A 13645-nucleotide genomic window follows, 5' to 3' on the forward strand; every position below is an offset into this window, starting at 1 on the left:
CATGACCGAACCCCTGCTGTTCAAGCAGACCCTGGACGGCGAGGAGCGCGAGCTGGTGAGCTTCGCCACGCACCCGTCGCGCTACCGCCACTGGAAGCTGGACGTGCAGGGCGACGTCGCGCGCCTGAAGCTCGACATCGACGAAGACGGGGGTATCAAGCCGGGCTACAAGCTCAAGCTGAACAGCTACGACCTGGGCGTCGACATCGAGCTGCATGACGCCATCAACCGCATCCGCTTCGAGCATCCCGCGGTCAAGGTCGTGGTGTTCGAGAGCGGCAAGGACCGCATCTGGTGCTCCGGCGCCAACATCTACATGCTGGGCCTGTCGACGCACGCCTGGAAGGTGAACTTCTGCAAGTTCACCAACGAGACGCGCAACGGGCTCGAAGACTCCTCGCGCAACGAAGGCCTGAAGTCGGTGGCCGCCGTGACGGGTGCCTGCGCCGGCGGCGGCTACGAGCTGGCCCTGGCCTGCGACCGCATCGTGATGGTGGACGACCGTTCTTCCACCGTGAGCCTGCCCGAAGTGCCGCTGCTGGGCGTTCTGCCCGGCACCGGCGGCCTGACCCGCGTCACCGACAAGCGCAAGGTGCGCCGTGACCTGGCCGACATCTTCTGCACCACCAGCGAAGGCGTGCGTGCCGATCGGGCCAAGGACTGGAAGCTGATCGACGCCTATGCGAAGCCGCAGCAGTTTGGCGCACTGGTTGACCATGAAGTGGACGCGCTGCGCAAGCAGTCGGACCGTGCGGGTCCCGAGCAAGGGATCGCACTCACCAAGGTGGAGGTGACCATCGACGGGCAGGGCTATCACTACGGCACGGTCGACGTGCAGATCGACCGCGCCGCGCGCACCGCGACGGTGACGGTGTCGGCACCGCAGGTCGCGATCGAATCCACGCCCGACGCGATCGTCGCCGCCGGCGCGAATTGGTGGCCGCTGAAACTGGCCCGTGAACTCGACGACGCCATCCTGAACCTGCGCACCAACGAGCTCGAGATCGGCACCTGGGTCATCAAGACGCGTGGCGATGCCAACCGCGTGATGCAGGCCGACGCCGTACTGGAAGCGAACAAGGGCCACTGGCTGGTGCGCGAAACCCTGGGCGCGCTGCGCCGCACGCTGGCCCGCCTGGACGTGACCAGCCGCACGCTGATCGCCCTGGTGGACGACGGCTCCTGCTTCGCCGGGACCTTCTACGAGCTCGCGCTGGCCTGCGACCGCATCTACATGCTGGACCTGCCGGACTCGCCCGATGCCGCACCCGCGCTGCAACTGAACGCGGCCAACTTCGGCCGCTATCCCGCGGTCAACGGCCTCACGCGTTTGCAGACTCGCTTCAACGAAGACGCCGACACCATCGCCCAGTTGCAAGGCCTGCAGGACAGCCCGCTGCGCGCGGACCAGGCGCTGGGACTGGGCCTGGTCACATTGACGCCGGATGACATCGACTGGGACGACGAGATCCGGTTGATGCTGGAGGAGCGCGCCTCCCTGTCGCCCGATGCACTGACGGGCATGGAAGCATCGCTGCGCTTCCCCGGCAAGGAAACGATGGAAACACGTGTGTTCGGCCGGCTCTCGGCCTGGCAGAACTGGATCTTCATCCGGCCGAATGCGGTCGGGGAAGAGGGTGCCCTCAAGCTGTTCGGCACGGGCAAGAAGGCGAAATTTGATTGGAAGAGAATCTGATGACCACCATCGACCTGCAAGCCAAAATCCCCAACAACGTCAGCCTGGGCGACAACCGCCAGCTGCAGCGCGCTCTCGAACACTGGCAGCCCGCCTTCCTGAACTGGTGGGACGAAATGGGCCCGAGCGACTTCAAGGCCAAGGAGGTCTACCTGCGCACCGCCGTCGGCGTGGACGCGCAAGGCTGGGCTCAGTACGGCTACACGCCCATGCCCGACTACCGCTGGGGGATCTTCCTGGCCGACCGCGAGCAGGGCCGCAAGATCGGCTTCGGCGACCACATGGGCGAGGACGTCTGGCAGGACGTGCCCGGCGAATATCGCTCCACGTTCCGGCGGCTGATCGTCACGCAAGGCGACACCGAGCCGGCCTCCGTCGAGCAGCAGCGCCTGCTCGGCCACACCGCGCCTTCGCTGTATGACTTGCGCAACCTGTTCCAGGTGAACGTGGAAGAGGGACGCCACCTCTGGGCCATGGTCTACCTGCTGCACGCCCACTTCGGCCGCGATGGCCGTGAAGAGGCCGAAGAGCTGCTGATGCGCCACAGCGGCGACGCCGACAAGCCGCGCATCCTGGGCACCTTCAACGAGCCGATGGACAACTGGCTGTCGTTCTTCATGTTCACCTACTTCACGGACCGCGACGGCAAGTTCCAGCTCAAGTCGTTCGCCGAGTCGGCATTCGACCCGCTGGCGCGCACCACGCGCTTCATGCTGACCGAGGAAGCGCACCACATGTTCGTGGGCGAGACCGGTGTGGGCCGTGTCATCAAGCGGACGCTGGAAGTGATGAAGGAGCTGGACACCGACGACTGGAAGCGGGTGCGCGAGCACGGCGCGATCGACTTGCCCACCATCCAGAAGTTCATGAACTTCTGGTTCACCAGCTCGCTCGACCTGTTCGGCTCGGAGGCGTCTTCGAACGCGGCCAACTACTTCAGCAACGGCATCAAGGGCCGGCCCGACGAAGCGAAGTTCGCGGACCACGTGGAAGCCGGCACCGAGATGAGCATCCAGGTGCCCGACGGCAAGGGCGGCGTGATGGACCAATCCATCAGCGTGCGCAACGGCATGAACGAAGTGACGCGCCTCGAATACGTGAAGGACTGCAACGTGGGCGTGACGCGCTGGAACATGGCGCTCAAGCGCGCCGGCGTCGATTTCCAGCTGAAGCTGCCTGCCACGCGTTTCCGCCGTGCCGTCGGTGTGTGGGCGGGAATCCCGACCAACCCCGAAGGCATCCCGATCACCCCGGCCGAGTTCGACGCGAAGAAGAACGACTGGTTGCCGACGCCGGATGACACCGCTTTCATCAAGAGCCTGATGCAGCGCGTGACCGAACCCGGCAAGATGGCCGGCTGGATCGCGCCGCCGGACCGCGGGATCAATGCGAATGCGGTGGAGTATGAGTACGTGAAGCTGTAGATCGAATTTCTCCCTCCCCCTCTGGGGGAGGGCTGGGGTGGGGGCACTGCATGTCGCAATCTCGTCGACGCGCGCGCCCCCATCCCGACCTTCCCCCAGAGGGGGAAGGAGGAATTCAAGTCCCGATCATCCCGCCATCTTCCCGCCGTACCACCACCGTCGCCGACCGCGGAATCCCCCCATCCGGCCAGCCCCGCCGGCTCGTCCCGCCGTCGTCGCTCGTCTCCCCCGGATGCTGGATGTTCACGAACAGCGTCCGCCGGTCGGGCGTCAGCACGCAACCCGTCACCTCGCATCCCCGTGGCCCGGTGAGGAAGCGCCGGATGCGTCCCGTGGCCAGGTTCGCGCACAGCAGCTGGTTGTTGCCCAGGCGTGTGAAGTCGCCCTTGTTCATCACCGAACCCGACATGTCGGTCTGGATCCACAACAGCCCACCGCTGTCGAAGTGCAGGCCGTCCGGCGCACCGAACGCATCCGCGTGTGCGGAGGGGTAGCGCGCGCCGGCACCGGCCACTGCCGGGTCGCCTGCGAGCACATACGTGTCCCACTCGAAGGCGCTGGCGCCCGCGTCGCCGCCGTGCTCACGCCACCGGACGATGTGCCCGAAGGCGTTGCGCGCGCGCGGGTTGGCCGCGTCTACGCCCGGCCGGCCCGGATCGCCGCGCTGCGTGTTGTTGCTGAGGGTCACGTAGACCTCGCCGGTCGTCGGGTGCACAGCCACCCACTCGGGCCGGTCCATGGGTGTCGCGCCCGCGGCATCTGCCGCCAGGCGCGCATGGATGCTGGCTTCGGCCGTGGCAGGCAACGCCAGCCACTGACCGCGCCCGCCGCCGTCAAAGCGTGCCGCGTACAGCGTGCCGTGATCCAGCAGGTCGCGGTTGGCCGCGTAGCCGCCCGGCCGCACCGTGTCGCGCGTGACGAACTTGTAGATGGATTCGAAGCGGCTGTCGTCGCCCATGTAGACGGCCACGCGTCCGTCGCGCGTCAACGTGCAGGTCGCGCTTTCCTGACGCTTGCGGCCGAGGGCGGTGCGCTTGACCGGCGTGGATGTTGGATCCATGGGGTCGATCTCCACCACCCAGCCGAAGCGGTTGGCCTCGTTCGGGTGTTTCGACAGGTCGAAGCGCTCGTCGAATTGCCACCACGGCAGCCAGGAGCCGTCGGCGGCCAGGCCGTAGCGGCGCTGCGCGGCATCCGGCCTGAAGCTGCCGGGCGCCGCGCCGAAATGGCCCTGGAAGTTCTCTTCGCAGGTGAGGTAGGTGCCCCAGGGGGTGACGCCCATGGCGCAGTTCTGGAAAGTGCCGAGGACCGAAGCGCCGGACGGGTCGTGCGCGGTCCGCATCCAGGCGTGACCGGCTGCCGGGCCGGCGATCCGCATGGGCGTCGTTCCGTGGATGCGCCGCGCGTACGGCGATGGCCGGATCAGCTCCCATTCGCCTCTGCGCAACGCCACCTCGACGACCGACACGCCCATCGCGAACTGCGACCGGCGCACTTTTTCAACCGTCGCCGGTTCCATCCCGTCGGGGTGCAGCAGCGTCTCGTCCGTGTACTCGTGGTTGAGGACCAGCAGCCCGCGGCTGCCGTCGGCCGAGAGCGGGAAAAAGTGCATGCCATCGTGGTGCATGCCTGCTTGCACGGCCTGGCCGGCGCCTCCCGTTCCGGCGATCCCCAGGGAATCCTCCCACTTCAGGAGGACGGAAGCCCGGTAGCCGGGCGGCACGACGACAGTGTCGGCCGAGGAGGGCGGCACCCCGGCGAAGCCCGGCAGCGCGGTGTCGGGGGTCGCGGTGTTCGGGGGCACAGCGCAGGCCGGCGCCAGCAGCGCCAGCAGCCCGGCGGCACCTGCCTGCAGCACGCCGCGCCGGCCGCCGGAGGCGGGTTCGGTGGGAGACATCGGGGAACAACTAGAATGGCGGCTTCGGAGCGTAGCGCAGTCTGGTAGCGCATCTGGTTTGGGACCAGAGGGTCGTAGGTTCGAATCCTATCGCTCCGACCACTTCGCCGCCTGGCGGCCGAAACGGAGAACAACATGGCAACGCCTGCCCCCGCGCCCGCGGACCCCAACAAAATCAATGTGCAAGACAAGGCCGACCTGGAGTCCTGGGCCAAGGTGTTCGGCGTGACGTTCACGCAGGTGAGAGCCGCCGTGGCCATCGTCGGTCCCAACGCCGAGGCTGTCCGCAAGTACCTGAAGAAGTAGCGGCGGCGGTACCATGGGTCTTCACTCCGAAAGACACCTGTGGCCACCGAACTCCGCGAACTGACCCATGGACAAAGCGCCAACCTGGGCCGCGCACTGGCCGTCGTCGACGACCAGATCAAGCAGGCCAAGGTGCTGATGGAAACGCATTTCCCCGGCACGCCGCACGAAGCGGGTATGGCCATGACGACCGCGATCGTCCAGGCACTGGCCGCCGTGTATGCCGGTCACGCTGCCACCAGCAAGACCTGACCAAGATTTTTTCTGCCCGTAGCTCAGTTGGATAGAGCACCTGCCTTCTAAGCAGGTTGTCGGGGGTTCGATTCCCTCCGGGCAGGCCACATTTGCACCACACGCCCGCGCGTGCCAAGACCTCAAGCGCCTGGCGCCCCCACGTCGTCCGACGCCCCCACCCAGACGGCCGCTTCAGCGGCCTCCGTGAAGGTGCGGAACACCAGGCCGTGCTTCTGCGCCGATTTCTCGCTGGTGCCGCGCCGGCTCGCGGCCGTCACCACCGATGCGGCCCGCTCCAGCTTGCGCAGGCTGTGGGCGGCGTGTGCACCCAGGTGCAGGTGCTGCGTGAAAGAGAGGTCGACCTGCGCCGCGACCAGGATGAAGAGCACCCGCCGGTGACCGTTCATCTCGCAGACCTGCGCCGCCAGGTCGAACATGCCGCACAAGTGCCCCAGGTCCATGGGACCGGCCGCCTCCACGAGGAGATACGTCGGTCCCGGGGTGACCTCGAGGGAGAAGCGCATTTCGTCGTTACCTTTGAAGCCGTGCGCCAAGGCCGAGGGCGTTCACGGCCCGGGCGCGATCACCGCGAAAGGTTAGCACGCGTCGGCCATGGGCCGAAGGCTCAGGAACTGGCGCTGCGCAGGTCGTGCTCGCGCAGCATCACCGGCTCGCGCGAGCCGCTGGCGAGGCGCCGCCGCACCACGGTTTCCAGGTGAGGGAGGTTGTGCCGGAAGGTTTCCATCGCGTCCTCGCCGGGGGTCGCGGGCCGGTAGCTGTAGTGCAGGGTCAACGGGCTGACGCTGGCCCCGACCAGCGCGTCTCCGACCAGCACCCAGAAACGGATGGTGCCCGAGGCTTCATGGAAGACGGCGGGTTCGGAGGTGGAATCGGCGGCGATGGCCCATCGTACAGTGTTGCCACCGCTTGTGCGGCCGTAGGGATGTCAAATGAACAGGGTAGGCGTGCGCGTCGTGGCGTGTGTGCTCGTCGCGTTGCAAATGGTGGCTTGCGCGACCTGGCGGGCCCACCCGCCAGCGTTCGCGCTGCATCGCCAATGGATGGCCGATCCGCCTGGCGTCGAAACCAGTGCGATCCGGACCGCGACGGCTCTCGCGGGGGCGGCTGGGTCCCCATCGCGACTGCTGGCCGCGACGGCCGGGCTTGCCGGCTGGCGCCCGCTGCCACAGTCCTTCCCGGCAACGGCAAGGCCTGCCTGGGTGGCGGCTTGCGGCGCACCCCCGTGGCCTGCGGGTGCCTTCGCGACGGCCGTCGACGAGGTGCTGTCCGCGATCGACGCCGCCGAGCATTCCCGCCGTGCCGCGCTGGGGAACCTGCCTCCGGGCCTGGACGCGCAGATCCTGATGCCCCAGGTGGCGGCCCGGCCGCCAGCGCAGCCCTCCGTGCCCGACTACCGTGCCGCGCTCGGCCGCATCGACCCGGGGCCGTTGCTCGCCGGCATGTTGCGGCTGGTCGCCGCGGTCGAGGCGCTGGATGCGGTCCTGTCCATCCCCATCCAGGTGCCCGCTGTGCGCTGGCAATGCGACACGACACTCGGCGGCCTCCTGATCGACACGACCGGCGCGGACAACGTGCACCTGCTCGCCAATCCCTTGCTCGTGATCGATGTCGGAGGCAACGACCAATACGTGTTCGAGCGCCGCGATACCCACAACCGGATCAGCGTCCTGCTCGACCGTGGAGGCAACGACCGGTATCAAGCCACTGCCCCGGGCAGCGATCCATCCGCCGGCGTGCTCGGCTATGGCGTGCTCTGGGACGCGGGGGGCGACGATCGCTACGAAGCCGGCGACTTCGCGCAGGCCGCGGCCCTGTTCGGCATCGCGCTGTTGCACGACACAGCCGGGGAGGACATCTACACGGCGCGCGGCTTCTCGCAGGCCTTCGCCATCGCGGGCCTCGCCATCCTGCATGACCGGTCCGGGGGCGACCGCTACAGCGCCGCGACGCACGCGCAGGCGAGCGGCGGGCCGGCGGGCGTGGCTTTGCTGCTGGACGCGGCCGGCAACGACCGCTATGCGCTGGTCAACGAGCCGCTGGTGCTGCCGTCGGCGCAATTGCCCGACCGGAACGCCTCGATGGGGCAAGGGGCCGGCCGCGGCCTTGCCATGCCGGCCCACGCCCAGGCCGTCCCCGGCGGCCTCGGCCTCCTGCTCGACCTGTCGGGAGACGACCACTACAGCGGCCAGGTGTTCGCGCAGGGCGTCGGCTACCTGGGTGGCGGCGGCCTGCTGTTCGACGGCGGCGGCAGCGACAGCTTCGACGCCGCCTGGTATTCACTGGGCGCGGCGGCCCACCAGGCGGTGGGCGTGCTGGTGAAGCGCGGCGCGGGCAACGACCGCTACCGGTCCACGCATGCCACCGCGCTGGCGGCCGCGCACGACGGGTCAGTGGCCGTCTTTGCCGACGATGGCGGGGACGACCGTTACGCGCTGGGTGAGTTCGGGCTGGGCGGCGAAAGTGATGGCGGCCGTGCCGTTTTCCGGGACGGCGGCGGCACGGACGTCTACGAGGTGCGCGGCCCTTGCGCGGGCGAGGCCGTCACCGCTGCGCGTACTGGGTCTTCCCGAACAGGACCTCCCGCGCCTTGTCGTCGGTGATCGGCTTGCGCAGGTCCGCCAGCACCTGCACGCCTCGTTGCACGGCCGGCCGGGCGGCGATGGTGTCCAGCCACTTCTTCAAGTGCGGATAGTCCTCGAGGACGATCCCCTGCTTCTCCCAGCTGCGCAGCCAGGGAAAGGTCGCGATGTCGGCGATCGAGTACTCGTCGCCCCCCAGCCAGGCACTCGCGGCCAGGCGCTTGTCGATCACCCGGTACAGCCGCTTCGCTTCGTTGCTGTAGCGGTCGACCGCGTAGGGCAGCTTCTCGGGCGCATACATGCGGAAGTGGTGGGCCTGCCCCAGCATGGGGCCCACCCCGCCCATCTGGAACATCAGCCACTGCAGCACCTCGTAGCGGGCGCGGTCCGAGGCCGGCAGGAAGCGCCCGGTTTTGGCGGCCAGGTAGAGCAGGATGGCCCCGGATTCGAACAGCGAGATCGGTTGGCCATCCGGGCCGGCGGGGTCGACCAGGGCCGGGATCTTGTTGTTGGGGCTGATCGCCAGGAAGTCCGGCTTGAACTGGTCGCCGGCGCCGATGTTCACCGGGATGGCCTCATACGGAAGGCCACATTCCTCCAGCATGATGTGGACCTTGTGGCCGTTGGGTGTGGGCCACGAATACACGGTGATCTTCGACACTGCGCGTTCCTTACGTTTTGAATTGATAATGGCACTTTAGGCCCAGAATCCCGTCCATGTTCGATCGCCTGAAGAAGGCCTTCTCCAAGGAGGCCAAACAGCCGGAAGGACCCTCGTCGCAGCTGACGGCCGGGCCCGCTTCGGAGTGGGCGACCCAGAATGGCGTGACCATGTCTTTCACCGCGCCGGGCGGCAAGGGGCCCACCATGCAGGGCAAGGTGGGCGGCAAGGCATGGCGGATGGAAGTCGGCCGGCCCTCCCGCAACTACATCATGGGCGAAGAACTGCGGGCGCGTGCGGAACTCGGCATCACTGAGGACATGGCCGCGATGGTGATCAGCCGCCCGCTGAAGGACGCGCTGGAAAAGAAGGCCTACAGCATGATCACCGACACGCTGCAGACCACCGCCGACCCCAACCTGCCCGAAGAAATGCGCTGGCTGGCCATGTACGACGAGGTCGGCTGGGACAGCCTGCCGCCGGAGTTCTGGAAGCGCTATGCCATCCTGTCCGACAAGCGCGAGCATGCGCTGGCCTGGATGGACGGCAATTTCGCCGAACTGCTGATGGCCTGGCCTGACCCGGCGCCCACGGCCGAGGTGCCGTTCATCGTCGCCCTGATGCGCGGCAAGTGCTACCTGCGCATGGAGTACCTGCCCCCCGAGAATTCGACGATGGAACACGCCGCGAAGATCTTCACGGCCGCCTGCGAAGGCGCGTTGAACGGCTTTCCTCCCGGCTAGTTGCGCCGCCGTCCCCGCGAACGGGGACGGACTCACGCTTGCGGCGCTCAGCCTCCGCGCGTCACGGCCGGCTCTGCATCACGGCCATAGGCGCCGTACTTGCCCAGCTCCCACTTGGCGATGGCGTTGCGGTGCACTTCGTCCGGGCCGTCCGCGAAGCGCAGCGTGCGTGCATGCGCGTAAGCTGAAGCCAGCGGGAAGTCGTCGCACATGCCGCCGCCGCCGTGCACCTGCATCGCCCAGTCGATCACCTGGCAAGCCATCGTCGGCGCCACCACCTTGATCATCGCGATCTCGGTGCGGGCCACCTTGTTGCCGGCCAGGTCCATGATCCACGCGGCCTTGAGCGTGAGCAGGCGCGCCATGTCGATCTTGCAGCGCGCTTCGGCGATGCGTTCCTGCGTCACCGTCTGCTGCGCCACCGTCTTGCCGAAGGCCGTGCGCGACATCGCGCGGCGGCACATCAGCTCGAGCGCGCGCTCGGCCAGGCCGATCAGGCGCATGCAGTGGTGGATGCGCCCGGGGCCGAGGCGTCCCTGGGCGATCTCAAAGCCTCGGCCTTCGCCCAGCAGGATGTTGCCGGCCGGCACTTTGACGTTCTCGAAGTACATCTCCATGTGGCCGTGCGGCGCGTCGTCGTAGCCCATCACATTCAGCGGCCGCACGATGCGGATGCCAGGCGTGTCCGACGGGATCACGATCATGCTTTGCTGCGAGTGGCGCGGCGCGTCCGGATCGGTCTTGCCCATGGTGATGAACACGTTGCAACGCGGGTCGCCGGCACCGGAGATCCACCACTTGTGGCCATTGACGATGTAGTGGTCGCCCTGCTTTTCGATGCGGGTGCAGATGTTGGTGGCGTCGGATGAGGCGACCTCCGGCTCCGTCATCGCGAAGGCCGAGCGGATCTGGCCTTCGAGCAGGGGCTTCAGCCACCGTGACTTGATCTCGTCGGAGCCGTAGCGCGCCAGGGTCTCCATGTTGCCGGTGTCAGGCGCCGAGCAGTTGAAGACTTCACTCGACCATGGCACTCGGCCCATGATCTCGGCCAGCGGCGCGTATTCCTGGTTGGTCAGGCCCGCGCCCTTGTAGCCCGAGGCATGCGCGCTGTCGACCGGCAGGAACAGGTTCCAGAGGCCCGCTTCACGCGCCTTGGGCTTCAGGTCCTCGATGATCTTCAGGGGCTGCCAGCGGTTGCCGGACTTCGTGTTGGCCGCCTGCTGCGCGTCGTAAGTCGCCTCGCTCGGATAGATGTGGTCGTCCATGAACTTCTGCAGGCGCGCCTGGAGTTCCTTGGTCTTGGGCGAATACTCGAAGTCCATCGTGTGTCTTCCTTTGGTGAAACTGTCGGAATGGGAGAGGTGCCTAAGCCTTTTGGGCGAAGGCCCAGGCCATCTCGGCCATGGGGCGCGCCCCGGCGCCGGATGCGGCGGCCTGGGCGCTGGAGGCGGTGCCGGCTTCCACCCGCTTGGCGATGCCTTGCAGGATGGCGGCGATGCGGAACATGTTGTAGGCCATGTAGAAGTTCCAGTCGGCCTTGAGCTCGTCCACCGTGGCGAGACCGGTGCGGTCGCAATACCGGCGGATGTATTCGTCTTCCGGCGGGATGCCGAGCGCGCGGTGGTCCAGCCCGCCGATGCCGCGCGACATCGCATGCGGGATGTGCCAGGCCATGCAGTGGTAGCTGAAGTCCGCCAGCGGGTGGCCGAGCGTGGAGAGCTCCCAGTCGAGCACGGCGATCACCCGGGGCTCGGTGGCGTGGAACATCAGGTTGTCGAGGCGATAGTCGCCGTGGACGATGGAAACCTTGTTCTCGTCGCGCGCTGCCGCGGGGATGTGCGCGGGCAGCCATTCGACCAGCTTTTCCATTTCGGGGATGGGCTGGCTCATGGGCCCGGCGCCGTCGGCCGAGGCCTTGTACTGCTTGCTCCAGCGGCCGATCTGCCGGTCGAAATAGTTGCCCGGCTTGCCGTAGCCCGCCAGGCCGCGGTCGGCGAACTTCACCGTGTGCAGCGCCGCGATCACGCGGTTCATCTCGTCGTAGATCTCGCCGCGCTGCGCGTTGTCCATGTCCGGCAGCGCCTGGTCCCACAGCACGCGGCCCTGCATGAACTCCATGATGTAGAAGGCGCGCCCGATGACGGATTCGTCCTCGCACAGCGCGTCCATGCGGGGCACGGGAACGCCGGTGCCGGCGAGGCCTTTCATCACCGCGAACTCGCGCTCGACGGCGTGCGCCGAAGGCAGCAGCTTCGCGACCGGCCCAGGCTTGGCCCGCATCACGTAGCTGCGCTCCGGCGTGGTCAGCTTGTAGGTGGGGTTGGACTGGCCGCCCTTGAACATCTCCGCGGTGAGCGGGCCGCGGAAACCCTCGACGTTCTTCTCCATCCAGGCGGTGAGCGCCGGGATGTCGAACAGGTGTTTGTCGGAAACGGGGCGAGTGCCCACGAAATGGTCGTAATTGCTCATGAGTTGTCGGTCTCGATGATGCGCATCAATGCGTCCCGGTTGCGCACCACGAGGCCGCCCGGCTCGATGCGGATCACCTCCTCGCGTTCCATCGACTTCAGCTCCTGGTTCACGCGCTGGCGCGAAGCGCCCAGCAGCTGGGCCAGCTCCTCCTGCGCGAGCTGCAGGCTGATGCGCACCTCGCGCCCGTCGGACAGCGACGGCACGCCGTAGCTGCGCACCAGGTGGATCAATTGCTTGGCCAGCCGGGCGCGCAAGGGGAGGGTGTTCAAGTCTTCGACCAGCCCGAACAGCTGGCGGATGCGCCGGGCCTGCAGCTTCAGCATGGCTTCGTACAGCTCGACGTGCTGGGACAGGATCTTGCGCAGGTCGCCGCGCGACACCGACAGCATGGTCGTCTCGCCATGCGCATAGGCATCGTGCGTGCGCCGGTCGCCGTCGAAGATCGCCACGTCCCCGAACCAGATGCCCGGCTCCACGTAGGTGAAGGTGACCTGCTTGCCCGTGATCGACGTGGAGCTCACCCGCACCGCGCCCCGCGCCACCGCGCTCCATGCCTCGGGCGGATCGCCGCGCGCGCAGATGAGTTCGCCGTCCTTGAAACGGGTGACGTAGGCGCATCGAAGGATGTCGTGCCGCAGGGAGGGAGAGAGGGTGGAGAACCAGCGACCACCGTTGATCGCTGCACGTTCTTCAATGGTAAGAATGGGGTCGTCCATGTTCTGTCCTGTGAGTGACTTTGGCGGCAGGGACATTGTCGCGTCCGGGACCAGCCGAAACCCTCGGGGTTGTCACCTGTGGGGCAGTTCACGGCCCCGATGAGCCGGAGAGGGCTATTCGAAGCGCGGCGGCTTCTTCGCGAGGAACGCTTCGATGCCGATGCCCCCATTGGCATGGTGGAGGTTCTTCACGAAATGCGAGCGCTCGGAGGCCAGCTGCGTGTGCAGCGGAGCCACCGCGGCATCGTTCACGAGCTCCTTCACGCTGGCCAGCGTGTTCGGCGCTCGCTCGTTCAGCTCGGCCGCGAGCTTCAGCGCTTCCTCGAGCGCATGGCCCGAGCGGGTGACTCGATTGACCAGGCCGAACTGCTGCAGCCGGGCCGGGGTGATGCGCTCGGCGCACATGAGCAGGTCGTTCACCAACTGGCGCGGCAGCGCGCGCGTCAAGGCCCAAGTGGCTCCTCCGTCCGGGGACAGGGCCACATTGGAATACGCCATCACGAACACGGCGTCGTCGGAAGCGACGATGAAGTCGCAAGCGAGCGCGAGCGAGAAGCCAGCGCCTGCCGCCGCGCCTTCGACGGCGGCGATCACGGGCTTGGGGAAGGCGCGGATCGCTTCGATCCAGCTGTGCAGCGCTTCGACCGATTCCCACTGCACTTCGGGCGCCCGGGCCCGGTTGTCCAGCAGCCGCTGCAGGTTGCCGCCGGCGCAGAAGTTCTTCCCTTCGCCGGTGATGACGACGCTGCGGACCTCGGGGTTGGCGTCCGCCGCGTTCAGCGCTTCGACCCCGGCCGCATAGATCTCCGGGCCGAGCGCATTGCGGAATTCGGGATTGCTGATGGTCAGCACCATCGTGCGGCCGTTGCTGGCACTCTTGAGTTCGGCGGGCATGG

The 13645-nt window shown here is 67.5% G+C and carries 14 protein-coding genes and 2 tRNA genes; 8 read left to right on the plus strand and 8 right to left on the minus strand.

Annotated features, from left to right (window positions below; translation table 11 throughout):
- The first annotated feature begins 1 nt into the window (after window position 1).
- The gene (gene boxC, locus FN976_RS16420) at window positions 2-1696 is read left to right on the plus strand and encodes a 2,3-epoxybenzoyl-CoA dihydrolase (RefSeq protein WP_432417871.1); all 1695 of its coding nucleotides are present in this window, start codon (window positions 2-4) and stop codon (window positions 1694-1696) included.
- Complete coding sequence (boxB, locus tag FN976_RS16425) at window positions 1696-3120, plus strand: benzoyl-CoA 2,3-epoxidase subunit BoxB (RefSeq protein ID WP_145894131.1); 1425 nt, start codon at window positions 1696-1698, stop codon at window positions 3118-3120. The genes boxC and boxB overlap by 1 nt, the downstream gene beginning before the upstream one ends.
- A gap of 115 nt (window positions 3121-3235) precedes the next feature.
- Here the strand turns inward: boxB and FN976_RS16430 are convergent, their stop codons facing one another.
- Window positions 3236-5017, minus strand: coding sequence for a PhoX family protein (locus FN976_RS16430; RefSeq protein WP_145894132.1), 1782 nt, complete (start codon window positions 5015-5017; stop codon window positions 3236-3238).
- A 25-nt stretch (window positions 5018-5042) separates the two neighbouring features.
- Between FN976_RS16430 and FN976_RS16435 the strand changes: the two genes are divergently transcribed.
- From FN976_RS16435 to FN976_RS16450, 4 genes are all read left to right on the plus strand, one after another.
- Window positions 5043-5119 (plus strand) — tRNA-Pro (locus FN976_RS16435).
- A gap of 33 nt (window positions 5120-5152) precedes the next feature.
- Complete coding sequence (locus FN976_RS16440) at window positions 5153-5323, plus strand: DUF3606 domain-containing protein (RefSeq protein WP_145894133.1); 171 nt, start codon at window positions 5153-5155, stop codon at window positions 5321-5323.
- A 39-nt stretch (window positions 5324-5362) separates the two neighbouring features.
- Entirely contained in the window at window positions 5363-5575 is a 213-nt protein-coding gene (locus FN976_RS16445) for a hypothetical protein (protein ID WP_145894134.1), read from the plus strand.
- 12 nt (window positions 5576-5587) lie between these two features.
- Window positions 5588-5664 (plus strand) — tRNA-Arg (locus FN976_RS16450).
- Window positions 5665-5697: 33 nt separating this feature from the next.
- Here the strand turns inward: FN976_RS16450 and FN976_RS16455 are convergent.
- Both FN976_RS16455 and FN976_RS16460 read right to left on the minus strand, forming a co-directional pair.
- On the minus strand, window positions 5698-6081 hold the full coding sequence (locus FN976_RS16455; protein WP_145894135.1) for a hypothetical protein: 384 nt from the start codon (window positions 6079-6081) through the stop codon (window positions 5698-5700).
- A gap of 101 nt (window positions 6082-6182) precedes the next feature.
- A complete protein-coding gene (locus FN976_RS16460) occupies window positions 6183-6392 on the minus strand; it encodes a hypothetical protein (protein ID WP_349291383.1) in 210 nt (69 codons plus the stop codon).
- Window positions 6393-6507: 115 nt separating this feature from the next.
- On the opposite strand from FN976_RS16460, the gene FN976_RS16465 reads away from it, so the two are divergent.
- On the plus strand, window positions 6508-8178 hold the full coding sequence (locus tag FN976_RS16465) for a hypothetical protein (RefSeq protein WP_145894137.1): 1671 nt from the start codon (window positions 6508-6510) through the stop codon (window positions 8176-8178).
- On the opposite strand, the gene FN976_RS16470 is transcribed toward FN976_RS16465, so the two are convergent.
- Window positions 8120-8818: a glutathione binding-like protein gene (locus FN976_RS16470; protein ID WP_255440499.1), complete on the minus strand. Its 699-nt coding sequence runs from the start codon at window positions 8816-8818 to the stop codon at window positions 8120-8122. The genes FN976_RS16465 and FN976_RS16470 overlap by 59 nt on opposite strands.
- A 56-nt stretch (window positions 8819-8874) precedes the next feature.
- On the opposite strand from FN976_RS16470, the gene FN976_RS16475 reads away from it, so the two are divergent.
- Window positions 8875-9561: a hypothetical protein gene (locus tag FN976_RS16475; protein ID WP_255440500.1), complete on the plus strand. Its 687-nt coding sequence runs from the start codon at window positions 8875-8877 to the stop codon at window positions 9559-9561.
- Between the two features lie 47 nt (window positions 9562-9608).
- Here the strand turns inward: FN976_RS16475 and FN976_RS16480 are convergent, their stop codons facing one another.
- The 4 genes from FN976_RS16480 to FN976_RS16495 form a co-directional block, all read right to left on the minus strand.
- Window positions 9609-10883: an acyl-CoA dehydrogenase family protein gene (locus tag FN976_RS16480; RefSeq protein WP_145894139.1), complete on the minus strand. Its 1275-nt coding sequence runs from the start codon at window positions 10881-10883 to the stop codon at window positions 9609-9611.
- A 43-nt stretch (window positions 10884-10926) separates the two neighbouring features.
- Window positions 10927-12030, minus strand: coding sequence for a phosphotransferase family protein (locus tag FN976_RS16485; RefSeq protein ID WP_145894140.1), 1104 nt, complete (start codon window positions 12028-12030; stop codon window positions 10927-10929).
- Window positions 12027-12749 (minus strand): Crp/Fnr family transcriptional regulator, encoded by a 723-nt coding sequence (locus tag FN976_RS16490; protein ID WP_145894141.1) that lies wholly within the window; start codon window positions 12747-12749, stop codon window positions 12027-12029. Before FN976_RS16490 ends, FN976_RS16485 begins: the two co-directional genes overlap by 4 nt.
- A 114-nt stretch (window positions 12750-12863) precedes the next feature.
- The gene (locus FN976_RS16495; protein WP_145894142.1) at window positions 12864-13643 is read right to left on the minus strand and encodes an oxepin-CoA hydrolase, alternative type; all 780 of its coding nucleotides are present in this window, start codon (window positions 13641-13643) and stop codon (window positions 12864-12866) included.
- Window positions 13644-13645: the final 2 nt, after the last annotated feature.

The sequence above is a fragment of the Caenimonas sedimenti genome, from assembly GCF_007833165.1.
In the GTDB taxonomy this organism is placed as follows: Bacteria; Pseudomonadota; Gammaproteobacteria; order Burkholderiales; family Burkholderiaceae_C; genus Ramlibacter; species Ramlibacter sedimenti.